We start from the raw sequence: 14,007 nt of genomic DNA, 5'->3' as shown, positions 1-14,007 counted from the left end.
ATCTTTCTGCCATGAGCGACGAACCAGCGAGACTAGCCGAAGGCATGACGCCGGCACAGCGCGACCACGTGAAGGTGCTTGGCCACACATGTGAGCGTAACGGTTGTGGCAAGGTCGCCGGCTGGGGCTTTGCCCGGCCGCGCAGGGAATCACATTGGTTCTGCTATGAGCACCGCGGCGACGGCGATCAGTATCTCTAGACGTCGAACAAATCGGTCGGCCCCAAACCGATCTCGTCGATGATGTCGGGCGTGTTGTTGCTTGGTTTCCCGACCTTGCTGTCGATCGGCCACATCTTCATGAGGTCGGATGGATAGGGCTTCATGAGGTCGCGAGGATCTGTTTCCGGCCCGAGCCAGCGCATGTAATCGGCCGGCGCCAGAATAACCGGCATGCGATCATGGATCGTCGCCATCAACGTATTTGGCTCGCAGGTGGCGACAGCGAAGGTCCGGATCAACTCGCCGGTCGCCTTGTCGGCATATTCTTCCCAGATTCCAGCCATGGCAAAAGGATCGTCATCCTTCATGGCGATAGCGTAAGCCTGTTTTTTCTTGCCCGAAGGGTCGAGCTTTTGCCATTCGAAATAGCCGTCGACAGGCACCAGGCAGCGGCGCGCGGCATATGCCTTTCGGAACATGCCATTGCTGGCAATGGTCTCGTAGCGCGCATTGACAGGCGGCGGACGGCCGCCGCCATCGCGCGCCCAGCCGGGAACAAGTCCCCACTTCGCAGAAACGAAACCGGCCATGCTCGTGGAAAGCTCTTCGCGGCTAATGATTGGATAGGTCAGGCTGGGCGCACCGTTCCAGATCGGGAACCCGTTGCCCAAGCGCTCGATGTCGCCGGGGTGCGCGAACTCGAAGCGCCGCACCATGTCCGGGATTGTCGATTTTACGAAAACGCGTCCACACATTTTAGGGTCGTCTCATTGACAAGGATCGAGGCCTGCCCAAAATGGGAACAGAGTGAGAACGAGTCAAGGCTGTCGTAGTGATGCCTAAGAAGCAAAAGGACGTGATGCTGCCAGGGGTATCGGGCGTCACAATCGATATCGACGACCGCGACAATCCCAAGGTCTGCCTGGTCGGGCTGTTGACTGATGAGGGGAAGCGATCCTTCACATTAAACGAAAACGGTGCGCGGATGATGGTGAAGGCGATGCACTCGTTTCTCGATCTTCTCGACGGAACTACGTCCGAGACGATGCCCAAAGGCCCCGCCAACTGAGAATGCAGCGCATGATCAATCCACCCAGGAGACAGGACGAATATCAGGACCGGGCAATTGACTGCCAGGAGGCAATGGAGCCCGGATTTCAGGCGATTGTCGATTGCATGATAGAGGCGGGATGGACGCGGGGCGAGATATTGCGGGCATTGAAACGGCTCATCGCCGCCGACAACATGACGCAGAAAGAGAACGCCAGGACGGAAACGCAGCTCGCGATTGCGCGGGCCATGATGCGCGCCGGCAAGCCGCTCTAATGCTCGCTGACGCCGGCCTCATCGACTTCCGCTTCCATCTGCTCACTGACAGGCTTGACCTTGCCGGCGTCGGCCAAAGGATGGTCATCAAAACCCTGCAGCCAAGCGTCGGCCTGTTCTTCCCAATACTCCGGCACTGAGCGCTCCTTACCGTCCTTGCGCGCTTGGGAGCCATACATCCAGGCATAGGTGATGCGCTCCTGATCTTTCTTGGCGACCGCCATTATTCCTCCTCCCGGTAATCGAGCAGCTTCGCGTGGCGTAGTTGCTCCTCACCTTTCAGGAACTTCACGCGGCCGACAAGACCCGGCTTCAGCCATTCCGCCTTGTCTCTCTTCAGGCCTTTCGGCACAGGGCCGCCCACCTTGCCCTGCACGCGGTCCCAGAGGCGCTTGCGTTTGTCGAATTTGAAATTGACGTTGGCGGTGCCGAGATAGCGGCCGTTGTCAGCCATAAGAACCCTTGCCGCCTGGCCCGGATCACGCTGAACGCCGATGATGTCCATCTCCTTTTCATCGTAGCACTTGATTTTGCGCCAGTTCATCGTCGGGCCGCTGCGATAGAGACTGTCCCGGCGCTTCGAGACGATGCCTTCTTGTCCAGTCTGGTCGGCAAGGTAGTAAACCGCGTCGCCCGTGCCGGGCATCGCCTCGCTGAATTGGATGCGGCCGCCGGCCTCGATCATTCCCTGCAGGATCTCGCGCCGATCCTCGAGCGGCATGCTGCGGAGGTCGTGCCGTTTAGGTGCAGCAAATCGAAGGCGACGAGATAATAGTCCTGATAGGTCTCGCGGCTGCTGACCGCCGACTGCAGCGCATGGAAATCGGAGCGTCCAGCCTCATCAACCACGATGGCTTCACCCTCAATGATGAAGTCGTCGGCTTCAATCGCGGCGGCTTGGTCGGCAAGGATCTGGTAGCGTGCAGTCCAGTCGTACCCTCTCCTCGTCAGCACTCGGATGCCGTCTTCGTCCTTGATGATCTGCGTGCGATAGCCGTCGAACTTTATCTCGTGAATCCAGTCGTCACCCTCTGGCGGGTTATCGACAAGCTCCGGCTCCATCGGCTTGATGAACTTCAAACGCATCAACTGACCCACACCCGCGATTCAATCAGCTTTAGCTAAAATAGTTCCAAGAAGGATGAACAATGCGACCCGGTGCGCGTTGCGGATCAACAACCTCTAGGAGCAACACCAATGGCCGACGACAAAAGCAAGCGTGATTTCCGCGACCGCGACCGGGTATCAGGCGACGAAGAATATGAGGTCGGTTATCTCGCCAGCAAGTTTCAGCTTACGATCCCCGAGGTGCGTGAACTTATCAAAAAGCACGGCAACGACCGTGAGACGCTAGAACGAGAAGCAAAAGCGCTGGGCAGTAGATGACCAAGCTATCCGACCTTGGACCACCCATCCCCGGCAGGCAGCACGGCGGCGAGCCAGCCGACGAGCGGGAGAATTTCTACACCTGCCCCACGTGCGGCCAGCAGGTCGACATGCGCGACCTACGCCAAGTCGCTTGGCATGAATTGCCAGGGCACCAGCCCTTGGAACCGGCTCTTTCCACCGGCAGTAGCAGACGTCGGCAGTAGTCGGCACGATCAAGCAGCCGAAGGATCGAGTGAGTGACCGTGCCGACCATGCTGGGCACGAGGGTGGGCCTAATGACCAGGCCCCATATGATACTAGACAATGGCGTCGCTACAATTACGCCTGATGGCCTATGCCGGATAAAGCGGAAGTCGCATGCTCTTGCCGCTGTGCAATTACATGGAACTGGCCTCCAAGTGGCACATTAACCCTACGAGCGGTCGATTCCCAAGGATGTAGCCGCTTAACAGGTCCGCCGCCGGCGCCCCAATAGGCGGCGGACTTCTAATGACGCTCCTTCAAGAATCGGGCTTCACGAAGCAGCGAATTCCAGTCCGTGCCGATAAGCTTGATCAGAGCGCGCGCCTCAGGTTCTGAAATGCCGACTTCTTCAGACAAACGACGGGCAAGCAGTTGCTGATTGCCTTTGTCTACACGCCCATCGCCTTCCTTTTTCATCGGCTCCTCCTTTGGGAAGCCAACTCACGGCATGACCGTTCGTTTCATCGAATAAGAAAAAAGCCCGCGCCCCATTCACGGCAGCGGCAGGCCGTCCCAGGGATAACGGGACTCGCTGGGGTGTTGGTTTTCCCCTGCTGTCGCGGGCGATGCAAAACAGGTGCCACTAGGGTGAACCAACATGGCACAGATTGCAGGCGGCGATAACATATATGTCGACTAACTAATGTAATGGAACGGCCGTTGGACAAGCAGAGAACCAACTGGCACAGCTTGGACCTTCGCTGCGAAATGCAAGACTATAGTCCTGCTATCAACCCGCCGTGCCGGCCTAGCACGACGGGTTTTTCCAATGCGGCGACATCCTGAGAATCGACCGCTATGCATCAACCTGGGACAGGTCAGGTCAGCAGCCTTCCGTGGTCTTCTTCACCTGGCCAGGAGCAGCCGAGTTAGCATCGGTATCCTGTTGACCTGGCGCGGCCTGCTTGGCGCTACCAGTTTGTTGACCCGGAGCGCAGTCCTTGGCGGAGTTCGAGTTCGTTCCACTCGTGGTGGTCGAATCCGTCCCCTGATCGGTCGTAGTGCTCGGCATTGTCTTGGTTGTCGAGCTCGACGATCCGCCTGTGGTCGTGGTGGTCGATTGCGCAAAGGCGAGGCCAGTTGACAGTGCCATAATGGCTGAAGCGAAAAGAACCTGTTTCATGATCAACTCCATCTCGGAACGTCCCTTCGGTACCGAACTTCGCTGCGAAACGACGGTTCCCAGAAAAATGACTAATCAAGGCGCCCGCCCCGCTTGCGGAGCGATGAGGGGAGGCCAAGCGCGTCGCTGTCATAGAACGAGCGTCCTGAACATCGTCGAGTGAATGGGCTAAACAGCGCGGATCCACACAATTGCGCCGCTGCTATCGGTCTTTCGGGGGAGAGTTCACAGTGCACTGCCTGCGGATTATGGTGGATCTCTCACGCGAAGAAGCGAAGCTTGCCTAAAATTCTAAGCTCGGAGGCACCTCGCGTGTCCTGAATAGCCCGTACCTCGGTGCCGTAGTGGCGCTATGCCCGATGCGTTTTGGTGGGCAGCTCAAATTTCTGCAGAGTCGAGTAAACGACTATCATAGTTAATTGTGGCTGCCGGTGACCCTATGTAATCAGAAGCTCAATGTAGCTTTCCCAGGGAGGACGGTATGTTATATCCAGGTCGGTTTTTGGAGCCGAGCGATATTATGGTGCTTGCCCATGTTTGTCGGACGGTCTGCAAAGAGCGCGGTGTACGTGTTGCTTCGCAGGACGGTGAGCGCATAGCTGCACACGTACTCAGATTGTTTATGAACGGCTTGACTGGTGAGAATGAACTCCTCGATGTTGAGCGGAATTGGGCTCGACGGAGTGGCCTGTCTTTCCAGGAGTTTCCCGTCAACGACGCAGAAATGAGAGATGCCGCCTGATTCAGTTGATTGTTGCAGCCGAAGGCGCCCCACCTGCGATAGGTCGGGTGATCGGGAGCAAACCTTGCCTTTGAGAGTTGGTAGAGCCGTTTCAACGGGCGACTAATCGAATGCTTCTTTCCGCGAATAATGCGATCTCGACGGCCGTTTTGGCTGGCAGAGGCGTCAATGCGGAAGTGTTTGGTGTGGTCGACCTCTCCACTAAAACTGAGGCCAAAATCGGTCCCATCACCTTGGGTATGGCCATTCAGTTGGTGGCCAACGCTTCGGTGCTTGGATACGATGTTCGCGGAGCCATGATCTTCTATGGCGAACCGGGCACCCCGAGTCTAGGGCAAGAGAGTGCGAACGCTTGTGGGCGCAGTTTGGCGGCGCGCTTTGCGACCGTAACCCGACGATCTTTCGGATTACACATCTCGAAGGGGAGCATTCTCCGTCCGGGTAAATGTTTGGCAGATCACCGGCACGACCCTCAATCCGACCAGTGGCCCAGGCTCTCACAGGGCCGAACAAACCGCTAGGAGATACGAAATGCCGACCCTCCGCACGTGTGCCGGCACGATCAAGAGCGCCCAGCAATGCCCTCAAGCGCAAGGCGCAGATCTAAGGGATTGGCGCCCTTCAGAACCTGCTTTGTACGTTTCCGGCCCTTGCCTTTTTCGGAAAGTGCACCACAGAATGGGTCATTGAGGTTCTGTCTCTCTGGGAGGATGGGATGGACATTCAAGCACCTGTTTGGCCTGCGCAGCTAGCGGCCAAGGAGCTGGTTCGCGAGGCCCTGTTGGGCTATCTACCGGGCGACATAATTTCCGTGAAGGCGACCATTGCATTGGTGCGCGAGCGCGGCCGTGACCTTCGTGAAACCGACTGCCAACTAGTCGAAATGATCGTCAATACAGCCTCCATTTGGCAGCTATTCGTCGCGTTCGACGTGCGCGAACCCTGATGCCCCATCGTTGGTTCAACCCGCCTGTCTACGTCAAAACCGACCGACCGGGATTCCGCCTTGGGATCAGCCGTATCGGCACTGCCGCCGAGGAACTATTGAAGTGGTCCAACCGTGGCCCAAAGTGGCGGTCGGCGGCGGAGGCATGTCTGTCTGCGATGGATGGCAAAATGCCGATTGGTGACTTCCGGCTACTGTTCGAGGCTGCGGCCGACCAAGAGGAGATGCTGCTGCCGGATTAACAACGTTATGCGGGTCTGGTAGCTATGGCGGCGGCGAATTGACCAGCGCCTTTAAGGCTTCGGGTTCGCCCTTAGCACGGCCCGCTCAGCCTCTCCACCATGTCAGGTGGCGCCCGCAGAACGGTGACTTTGCGGAATTTCGACGCTATCAGGCGCTCCTAGGCAGTCGTACTTAGAGGTTACCTGGGGCGGCCCTTCGCTTCAGGTCGACAAGATTCAGAACGCTGACGAGATCGCGGGAATACTCCTCGTCAAGATACTCCGCCGGAGCGCCCCACGCGTCTGCTGGCTGCCCAGTGAACACGTCAAACACCGTCCAGGTTTCGTCGGGCTCCTTCCTGAGGTCGTATCTTTGAGAAGTCATGCCGTCGCTATTTTATGTCTGCGGTCGGGTTCGTCAAGCTGTGACCGGCGGATCGCGAAGGGCTTGGCTGAACGGATTATGAGCGAGCCAGCAGGCTCAGAAATCGGCACCTGTTTGCGCAGCCCTTTGGTGCAGATAGGTAGAGTCAAAATCTGCGGCGCGGACGAGCCCTGCCCAGTCGGTCGCATGAAAACGCGAGCCAACGGTGGATATCAGACCGTCGCGTCTAAGTTCCTGAAGCACCCGGTTCACGTGCACGGTGGAAAGCCCAAGTGCGTCGCCAAGTGCAGCCTGCGTGATCGGAAGGTGGGCCACACGATCCTCAATGCGGCCCACGGAGTGCAGGCGGACTATCAGTTCGCAAAGAAGGTGAGCCATACGAGCATAGGCGTCGCGTCTCCCGACGTTGGTGACCCACTCTCGATAAATCGCCGCATCGATCACCGTCGAGCGCCAAAACACTCTCGTTATCGAAGGGTGCTGGTCGCAAATATCGTGAAGAGCGTCATGCCGCATGAAGCCCACCCGCGTCGGCATGAAAGGTGTGAAAGTGGAATCCATGACCGACAAATGCAAACCATGCAGGTCGGGAATGTCGCCCGGAACAAAAAAGGAGGAAATCTGACGCTTGCCGTCGCCGGTTAGTTTGGTCGAGCCTATCAAGCCGTCCAGAACGACGAAGGAAAGGGTCGGTTTGTCGCCCTCGCGCAGAATGTCTTCGTTGGCATGATATTCCTTCTCCTGAATCGAGATGTTCCCCAAGAGCGCAATATCTGACGGTGCGAGTTCCGAGATGGTCTGGAGCTTGCGGATTAAAATGTTCGAAGAGGGAGCCTGTGCCATCAAGAACCTGTTTGGGGTTGGCCCTAACTTGCTGGGGGCGCTAATGTTCTCGAGGGCGGCATGGTTGGTGACCTTAGATTGTGCTTGATGCCTTTGGCCTCCCGCATCAGGGAGGACCAATTCGCTCCTAGAAGCGATATCAACTCCAGGGCTTGCGCCTCTGTGATGTCTGTCTCTCCGATAAGCCTTGGGACAAGGCGACGCTCGAGTCAGACCTCAAATCGTGCTCCCCTATGACCTACCACTCAGAACCCTCCAAACTATAACATATGTTTATAAGTTCCTATCTAAATGACTGTTTTGCGTGAGGCTCCTCCCTTTCGGCTGCGCCCTCCGAGTCCCAGCCCGCTTTCGCCGCATTAACATATGTTATTGTCTAAGGAGCATTTTCGGGCCTGCGGCCGTTGAATTGCCGAGGAATACTCAGGGAGGCATACCTTTCAATGCCGTCGGTTTCCGTACTGGTTGTGGAGATGAAAGCATCATTCTCTTGGACATCGAAAGCTCCCTCCGGGAGGCCGGGTTTGAGGTGATTCCCGTCTCAAAGGGCCTTGAAGCCATTGCAATTTTTGATCGTGAGCCGGAGCGAGTTGCGGCTCTGCTCACAGATATCAGGCTTGGAGACGGCCGAACCGGGTGGGATGTGGCCAGACACCTCCGAACCGTCAATCCCACTATGCCAGTGATATACATGAGCGGCGATGGCGCGGACGACTGGCCGTCGCTTGGAGTGCCCAACAGCCTGATGATCACCAAGCCGTTTGTTATGCCGCAGATCATTATCGGGCTGGCAACTCTCCTCAATCAAGAGAGCGTGAAGCAGCTACCTGCCTCAGAATAGCTGCGAGGTGGTAGCTGGTTAGTCATAGGGTCTTCGCGCAGCCGCGTCGGTCAGGCGTATCGGTACGGCCGTAGCTTTCATGGCCAACTCGAAGTCTATGCCAGGCTGTTCAGCAAATCCGAGCCAGGTCGGGCGCCCTGATAGTAGGCCAGCCGACCGACACTGCGATGCATTGCCAAGGCCTCCCGAAATGTGCGGCACATTCGAACGGCAAGCCAAAGATCGCCTTCGTCCATGTGGCCTTCTTGAAAGTGACGGATCACCGCCGGAGCGATGTGCTCTGCTTCTTCGCTCGTATGGTCGAAATTTCGCTCGGAACAAAGCCGCTCGAAGACCCGTTTGCAGGTCTGCAAATCATCGGGGGAAAGGTTTGGGTGATCGAGTCGGTTCAACATCAAGCGCCTCAAAACGCAACGTGCAAGAACGTTCCCTCAGAACCGATTTAGAGATTGCAAGGGGCGCGAGTCAATGAATGGTTAAGGACGTACATTTCGGGTTTTGTCTCGGTTTGAAATACAGAAAATCGACGGCGGCGTTGCGGGCGTCTCAAAACCCCGAACGCTTCGAAGGTCGTAACTGATGGTGTGGGCGCCCGAAAACAATGGCAACGAACCCTCCGGGTGCAGATCGCGGCGGCTGTCCTGACCGTAGCCTTTCGCGCTCTGCTACAAGCTGCGATCATTGAGCCGACAACCTCAGTATCTCGGATCGTCTAGCGGCATCGGCGTGCTACATCGTCCGTTCGCTTTAATGTCCGCTCCTCGGATGCGGCCGGGTTCTGCTCAACGTCGTTATGTGGGCGCAAAGCTGACATTTCGCGAAAGCGCCCAGATTTTGGAGCAGGACTTCAAAATTTGCCGATATAGAACCTTCCCGTAGGCTTGTCGTCTTTCATCCAGATCAGCGCCTGCGTCATGGAATCGACTTGGTCGTCGTGCCTGCCATGCGGAAATGCGAGCACCTCAAGCAGGAAGTCATCTCTCCAATGTGCGTCTTTCGGAAGATTGACGTTGCCGTTTTCGATCATCGCGGCAACGCGTGACAGCCGACTTTCCTTGTCGGTTCTGGCTTTTACCGGCGTCGTGCTGATGTCTTGGCTTTCCAAGTCGGCGATGAGGCTTGAGCCAGAGCCGGCATCTTCAATGAGGATGATGTCAGGGTCGTGCTCCAAAAGGGAGTTTTTGACGGACTTGATGAGGTCTGGATAAGCTGCCCTGACGCGCACGAGATCAAGGAGATAATAGTTGTTGTCATCCTTGGCCCATGTCGTTCCGACGGAGTAATCGCTGGAGGGGTCGCCCTTAAGGGCGGTGTCCCAGCTTTGAACGATGGTCATCGACCGACGGTCGAACTGATGCGGATCGTAGTCGCGAAACCACACCCTCTTGACCATGTTGCCGTCCGGTGGGGCAGGGGATTGTTGGTACTGCGCGGAAAAGTTGAGCGATCCTAATAGGCGCTTTAGACCGTCCAGTTCCGCGTGTCCCAGACGCGCGGGGTGGAGCAAGTCGCCAAACTTGCGATCGTGCCAGCGATTTACACTTGTCTGGACGCGTTCGTCCTGCTCGGCAATCGCCGACAGGTTCAAATGCTCCCAGCCGCCAGTCTCCAGAAGCACGCCTGCCAGGTCGTCGACATGCAATCTTTGCATGACAAGGACGACGGCACCGGCAGCGGGATTGTCGAAGCGCGACATCAATGTCGTGCGAACCCAGTCGGCGCACCTATTGCGAGCCGATTCCGAATGCGCTTCATCTGCCTTCAAGGGGTCATCGATAATGATGATGTCGCCACCGCGGCCGGTTAGCTGACCACCGGTCGAGGTCGCCAGGCGCCCACCGCCGAGCGTGGTCTGCAGCTCATTTTCAGTGTTCTTGCGCGGGCTAACCTTGAAGGTCGGAAACATCGACCGGTACCAGGCGGTGTTGACGACTGTTCGAAAGTCGTTGGCGTGCTTGACCGCAAGAGGTTGAGCATAAGAGACGCAGATCATTTTCTTCGACGGATCGCGGCCAAGAATCCATGCCGGGAACGCGACCGAGCTGGTGACCGACTTCAACGATCGCGGTGGCATCGTAATGATCAAGCGCTTGCACTTGCCCGCTGAGACGCGCTCGAGCTGATGCGCAATCGCTCGGATGTGCCAGTTGGGCAAATACTTGGCACCTGGATCGACAGCGGAGAAAGCCAGCGCCACGAAGGTCGCCAAGTCATCGCGGGCCGCGCCCAACAGCAGCTGAAGGGCAGTCGGTGCAACGGGCGAGGAGGATGGTCGGCCCGGTAGGGGGAGTGGAGCGTTCATTCCTCGTCTCCCTCGTCGCCGGTCTTGGAACGGGTCTCGGTATCATTCTCTGGCGAGTCCTTGTGGTCGAGATAATCCCGCATCATGTCGACCATTGTTTGCGGATCGAACACGTCGACCTCTGCATCGGGTTGCCGGCTTTCCTCAAGTTCGGCACAACGGGATGCGAGCTGAAGAGCATGGGCCGCCGACCGGAAATCGCCTGAAAGCGCATTGTTGCGCATTTTGAGGAGGATGGCCTCGAGTGCCGTCACCGTCGTCGTCCTGCCATTCTGCTGGATTTGGATCGGCCCAAAGAGCGTCTCACGTACAATAGTGTTCATGTTTTTTTTGCCTTTCGGTCGCCCTTTCGGATTGCCTGACATTCCTTTCTGGAACCGGGTTTCAGTTGGAGGCTTGCCGTAGCCTATCGAGTAGTCGGCAGGTTTCTTTCTCCGTGTCACAGCAGGCCTCCCACAGTTTCAGGCGCCGGGGTCGCGGACGCTGTTTTGGCGCGTGCGTCGGAAGATTCGAGGCTTCCACGCTGCTCGCACAGTTCCTCGAACGTCTCGCCCGTGGTGGCGAGCGTTGCCTGCTTGCCCGTATGCCTTTCGAAGCGGCGGATGATCAGATCGCAATAGTGAGGATCGATCTCGATAAGGCGTGCATGGCGCCCTGTCTTGTGCGACGCGAGTAGCGTGGTCCCCGAGCCGCCAAATGGGTCCAGCACGACGTCGCCGCGGCGGCTGACGTCCAGCAGTGCGTCGGCAACCAGAGCGACAGGTTTGACGGTCGGATGGGCTTCGAGCTCTTCCATCCGCGTCGTGCCAAAGCTGTTGGCGCCGCGGTAGGTCCAGACATTGCTGCGGTGACGTCCGTGTTTGCCGAGTTCGACGTTGTTGCGATGCGGCTCTTTCCCGTTTTTGAACACCAGCACCAGCTCGTGCTGAGAGCGGTAGAGGCTGCCCATGCCGGCATTAGTCTTATTCCAGACGCACAGATTGAGCAGATCGCCGAACGTCTGTTTACCCGCCAATGTGGTCTCTGCGATATGACGCCAATCCATGCACACGAAGGCGATAGCGCCCGGCTTGCTCGACCCAGCAATCAGTGAGAACGACTGTTCCAGGAACCTTGCGAACTCATCGTCGGACATCTCGCCGGATGCCATTGCAAATTCCCGGTGGCTTGTCTTGCCAAGACCACTGACGTGTCCGCCGATCGGAACATTGTAGGGCGGGTCTGTAAAACAGACGGATGCCTTCTCGCCCTGCATCAGCATATCGAAATGCTCTGCCGAAAGCGCGTTGCCGCAAAGCAGTCGATGATCGCCAAGTAGGAATAGATCGCCAGGCCGTGTTACTGCTGGCCCCGCCGATTGCTCCAGATGTTCCGCTTCGTCCCCTTCGGCTTCATCATCCTGATTGTCCGGCGAGAACTCGCTGATGATCAGATCGACCTCTGGGATGTCGAAGCCGGTGAGGCTCACATCGAAGTCGAGATCGACCAGCGCCTGCAACTCGATGGCCAGGATCTGCTTGTCCCAGCCGGCCTTCTCGGCGATCCGATTATCGGCGAGGATGTAAGCGCGCTTCTGCGCCTCACTGAGATGGTTGATCGAGAGGGTTGGAACGTTCTTCCATCCCAGCAGGCGCGCTGCTGAGAGTCGGCCATGGCCGGCAAGGACGTTGTTCTTCTCGTCGACCAGGACCGGATTGGTGAAGCCGAATTTTTCGAAGCTGTCGGCAATTTGTCGGATTTGTTTCTTGGAATGGGTGCGAGCGTTGTTGCGGTAAGGGGTGAGTGCGTGGATCGAAACTGTGGTGATGTTGGTGGCCATGAGATCCTCTGAATGCCAGCCCAGGAACGACCGACATCGGTATGTTCCTGAGAATTACCCAGAGAATAGCGACCATTGACTTGGCGCAAAATACCAAATCTTCGGATCCATCGAACGAAACTTGAACTAAATGCATTTTTCTTTGTGTTATCACGACTTGAGATTGCAACAAAATATTTTGTCGCTCGGCAAAAGTGATGCCGAAGGCCGACAAAATATTTTGTTGGCCTATATCTAAGCCGAGCCAATACATGCTTTGTCAGCGACCTCAGCGTCGCAAGCTGATTCGCAAAATGCTGAGCTAAAGGGCCTCCTGTTTGAGCCGCAGAGCCAATGCCTTGGCCTCTTCCGGCGTCAGTTGATTGAGAGCCACACGAAGCGCTTCACACAGTTCGTCGAGAATTGGGTCATTGTCTTCTGATCCGGTATGGCGATGGGCGCGTTGCTGGAAGAACAGGCTGAGCCAAAGGTCGAGCGCGCTGCCTTGCCATTTGCCCGTCTTGCGAGCTTGCCCCGACATTGCGATGGCAAGGCCGGCTAGAGCGTCCATTCCTCCGGCGACCTCGTACCCGTTGAGGAAATGGGCGAAGCGGCCGGATTGATCCCACTTAAGGGGCGCGGGCATGGTTGAGAAGTCGCCCTCCAGGGCCAGCCGTTCCCATTTGAGCAGCCTTGTCATTCGGCAGCCTCCGCCATCAGGCTGAGCCTTGGGCGGATCAACGAAACAAAGCGATTAGCCGCATGGCAGAGCCAGTCGAGCTGCTGGCCTTCGTCTGCGAAGTCTGACCTTGGCCTAAACACGCCCAACTCCGCATGAAATGGCCTGTCCGATTTCAGCCGCGCGACCAAATCAAGGCCGGTTTCTCCGCGCAATTCTGCAATGTCGTTGTGGAATTCATCAAAGAGAGCCTGACCATCCTCTTCGCGGAAGGTCAGGAACAGGCCGACTTCGGCTCTGCTGCCAGTCGACCGAAAGGCAGTCAGCCATCCTAGCGGGTCGGGCAGGGGAACTCTCACCCAATTGTCGCCGCCGTGGCGTGGTGCCAGTTGGTCTGCGTGGTCGAACTGTACCTCATCAATGAACCGCTGCCAGAATGCACGGTTGATGCCCCGCCGGTTTACTCGGTCGGGATCGACAACATTCTCCATGGTGTCAGCGGGCGGGGCGCTGATAGGTTCTGGCGTTTCCAAATAGAGCGGCATACCGGCGAGGTCGACCAAAACTCTCTGCTGCAGGACTTCGGTCCGCAGCGGCACCGTAGGCATAACGATAATATTTCCAGAAGTCGTTTGCCAAATCTGGATTTCAAGTAGCGCGAGTTGGGCTAGTCCGCCGCCCTGCGCGTTGAGGTGCTCGGCAATCGCGTGAGTGTCCGATCGGATGCCGTCACCGGCAATGATGAGCTGAAAATCTCCGAGTCTTAGCGATCGTGTTACCGCATCGACGAACGGAGCTTCTTCCAGGTCTGGCCACCGAAGCTTCGCCGCGGCGAAGATCGGGTTGGGATCAACCAAGGTCAGCTTGCGCCTCAAGGTCGAGGATAGATCGCCAAAACTCCAGTGTCGTAGCAAAGCGGCATATTCGAGGATCTGCGCCAACACTTCTCGTCGTGCTTGGGGATTTCGCCAAAGCTTGCACTCGATGACGACCAGCCGGCCACTTCTG

Annotated in this window: 18 protein-coding genes and 1 pseudogene; 7 read left to right on the top strand and 12 right to left on the bottom strand. The window is 57.2% G+C overall.

The window, feature by feature from the left end:
• Positions 1-11: 11 nt before the first annotated feature.
• Complete coding sequence (locus tag NKH95_RS30060) at positions 12-200, top strand: hypothetical protein (RefSeq protein WP_023809620.1); 189 nt, start codon at positions 12-14, stop codon at positions 198-200.
• Here the strand turns inward: NKH95_RS30060 and NKH95_RS30055 are convergent.
• Positions 197-916 (bottom strand): SOS response-associated peptidase, encoded by a 720-nt coding sequence (locus tag NKH95_RS30055; RefSeq protein ID WP_023809619.1) that lies wholly within the window; start codon positions 914-916, stop codon positions 197-199. The genes NKH95_RS30060 and NKH95_RS30055 overlap by 4 nt on opposite strands.
• 80 nt (positions 917-996) lie before the next feature.
• On the opposite strand from NKH95_RS30055, the gene NKH95_RS30050 reads away from it, so the two are divergent.
• Both NKH95_RS30050 and NKH95_RS30045 read left to right on the top strand, forming a co-directional pair.
• On the top strand, positions 997-1,230 hold the full coding sequence (locus NKH95_RS30050) for a hypothetical protein (RefSeq protein WP_023809618.1): 234 nt from the start codon (positions 997-999) through the stop codon (positions 1,228-1,230).
• Positions 1,231-1,241: 11 nt separating this feature from the next.
• On the top strand, positions 1,242-1,487 hold the full coding sequence (locus NKH95_RS30045; protein WP_023809617.1) for a hypothetical protein: 246 nt from the start codon (positions 1,242-1,244) through the stop codon (positions 1,485-1,487).
• Here NKH95_RS30045 and NKH95_RS30040 read toward each other — a convergent pair.
• Together NKH95_RS30040 and NKH95_RS30035 are read right to left on the bottom strand one after the other, a co-directional pair.
• Positions 1,484-1,711: a hypothetical protein gene (locus tag NKH95_RS30040; protein WP_023809616.1), complete on the bottom strand. Its 228-nt coding sequence runs from the start codon at positions 1,709-1,711 to the stop codon at positions 1,484-1,486. The genes NKH95_RS30045 and NKH95_RS30040 overlap by 4 nt on opposite strands.
• Positions 1,711-2,549: pseudogene (locus NKH95_RS30035) on the bottom strand (ATP-dependent DNA ligase). The gene NKH95_RS30040 and the pseudogene NKH95_RS30035 overlap by 1 nt, the downstream one beginning before the upstream one ends.
• A 135-nt stretch (positions 2,550-2,684) precedes the next feature.
• On the opposite strand from NKH95_RS30035, the gene NKH95_RS30030 reads away from it, so the two are divergent.
• Positions 2,685-2,873, top strand: coding sequence for a DUF3606 domain-containing protein (locus tag NKH95_RS30030; protein WP_023809615.1), 189 nt, complete (start codon positions 2,685-2,687; stop codon positions 2,871-2,873).
• Between the two features lie 489 nt (positions 2,874-3,362).
• On the opposite strand, the gene NKH95_RS30025 is transcribed toward NKH95_RS30030, so the two are convergent.
• Positions 3,363-3,536, bottom strand: a complete 174-nt coding sequence (locus tag NKH95_RS30025; protein ID WP_023809614.1) for a hypothetical protein — start codon at positions 3,534-3,536, stop codon at positions 3,363-3,365.
• A 406-nt stretch (positions 3,537-3,942) separates the two neighbouring features.
• Entirely contained in the window at positions 3,943-4,242 is a 300-nt protein-coding gene (locus NKH95_RS30020; protein WP_127291957.1) for a hypothetical protein, read from the bottom strand.
• A gap of 1,457 nt (positions 4,243-5,699) precedes the next feature.
• Between NKH95_RS30020 and NKH95_RS30015 the strand changes: the two genes are divergently transcribed.
• Together NKH95_RS30015 and NKH95_RS30010 are read left to right on the top strand one after the other, a co-directional pair.
• Positions 5,700-5,930 (top strand): hypothetical protein, encoded by a 231-nt coding sequence (locus NKH95_RS30015; protein WP_023809610.1) that lies wholly within the window; start codon positions 5,700-5,702, stop codon positions 5,928-5,930.
• Positions 5,930-6,172 carry a DUF982 domain-containing protein gene (locus NKH95_RS30010; protein WP_023809609.1) on the top strand — a complete coding sequence of 81 codons (243 nt, stop codon included), beginning with the start codon at positions 5,930-5,932 and terminating at the stop codon, positions 6,170-6,172. The genes NKH95_RS30015 and NKH95_RS30010 overlap by 1 nt, the downstream gene beginning before the upstream one ends.
• Positions 6,173-6,632: 460 nt before the next feature.
• On the opposite strand, the gene NKH95_RS30005 is transcribed toward NKH95_RS30010, so the two are convergent.
• On the bottom strand, positions 6,633-7,379 hold the full coding sequence (locus tag NKH95_RS30005; RefSeq protein WP_023809607.1) for a Crp/Fnr family transcriptional regulator: 747 nt from the start codon (positions 7,377-7,379) through the stop codon (positions 6,633-6,635).
• 490 nt (positions 7,380-7,869) lie between these two features.
• Here NKH95_RS30005 and NKH95_RS30000 point away from each other — a divergent pair, with 490 nt between their 5' ends.
• Positions 7,870-8,220 (top strand): response regulator, encoded by a 351-nt coding sequence (locus NKH95_RS30000; protein WP_245273111.1) that lies wholly within the window; start codon positions 7,870-7,872, stop codon positions 8,218-8,220.
• A 95-nt stretch (positions 8,221-8,315) separates the two neighbouring features.
• On the opposite strand, the gene NKH95_RS29995 is transcribed toward NKH95_RS30000, so the two are convergent.
• The 6 genes from NKH95_RS29995 to NKH95_RS29970 form a co-directional block, all read right to left on the bottom strand.
• Entirely contained in the window at positions 8,316-8,615 is a 300-nt protein-coding gene (locus NKH95_RS29995) for a hypothetical protein (RefSeq protein ID WP_127291960.1), read from the bottom strand.
• Between the two features lie 452 nt (positions 8,616-9,067).
• Positions 9,068-10,522: a phage terminase large subunit gene (gene terL, locus NKH95_RS29990; RefSeq protein ID WP_127291963.1), complete on the bottom strand. Its 1,455-nt coding sequence runs from the start codon at positions 10,520-10,522 to the stop codon at positions 9,068-9,070.
• Positions 10,519-10,965, bottom strand: coding sequence for a DUF5681 domain-containing protein (locus NKH95_RS29985; RefSeq protein WP_127291965.1), 447 nt, complete (start codon positions 10,963-10,965; stop codon positions 10,519-10,521). The genes terL and NKH95_RS29985 overlap by 4 nt, the downstream gene beginning before the upstream one ends.
• Positions 10,962-12,341 carry a site-specific DNA-methyltransferase gene (locus NKH95_RS29980; RefSeq protein ID WP_352894170.1) on the bottom strand — a complete coding sequence of 460 codons (1,380 nt, stop codon included), beginning with the start codon at positions 12,339-12,341 and terminating at the stop codon, positions 10,962-10,964. The genes NKH95_RS29985 and NKH95_RS29980 overlap by 4 nt, the downstream gene beginning before the upstream one ends.
• A 301-nt stretch (positions 12,342-12,642) precedes the next feature.
• Positions 12,643-13,020, bottom strand: coding sequence for a hypothetical protein (locus NKH95_RS29975; protein WP_127291969.1), 378 nt, complete (start codon positions 13,018-13,020; stop codon positions 12,643-12,645).
• Complete coding sequence (locus NKH95_RS29970; RefSeq protein WP_127291972.1) at positions 13,017-13,940, bottom strand: hypothetical protein; 924 nt, start codon at positions 13,938-13,940, stop codon at positions 13,017-13,019. Before NKH95_RS29970 ends, NKH95_RS29975 begins: the two co-directional genes overlap by 4 nt.
• Positions 13,941-14,007 lie beyond the last annotated feature (67 nt).

This window comes from Mesorhizobium sp. M0848, from assembly GCF_040319805.1.
In the GTDB taxonomy this organism is placed as follows: Bacteria; Pseudomonadota; Alphaproteobacteria; order Rhizobiales; family Rhizobiaceae; genus Mesorhizobium.
The sequence above is the reverse complement of the archived record's forward strand: the minus strand, read 5'-3'. Positions and strand labels throughout refer to the sequence as shown.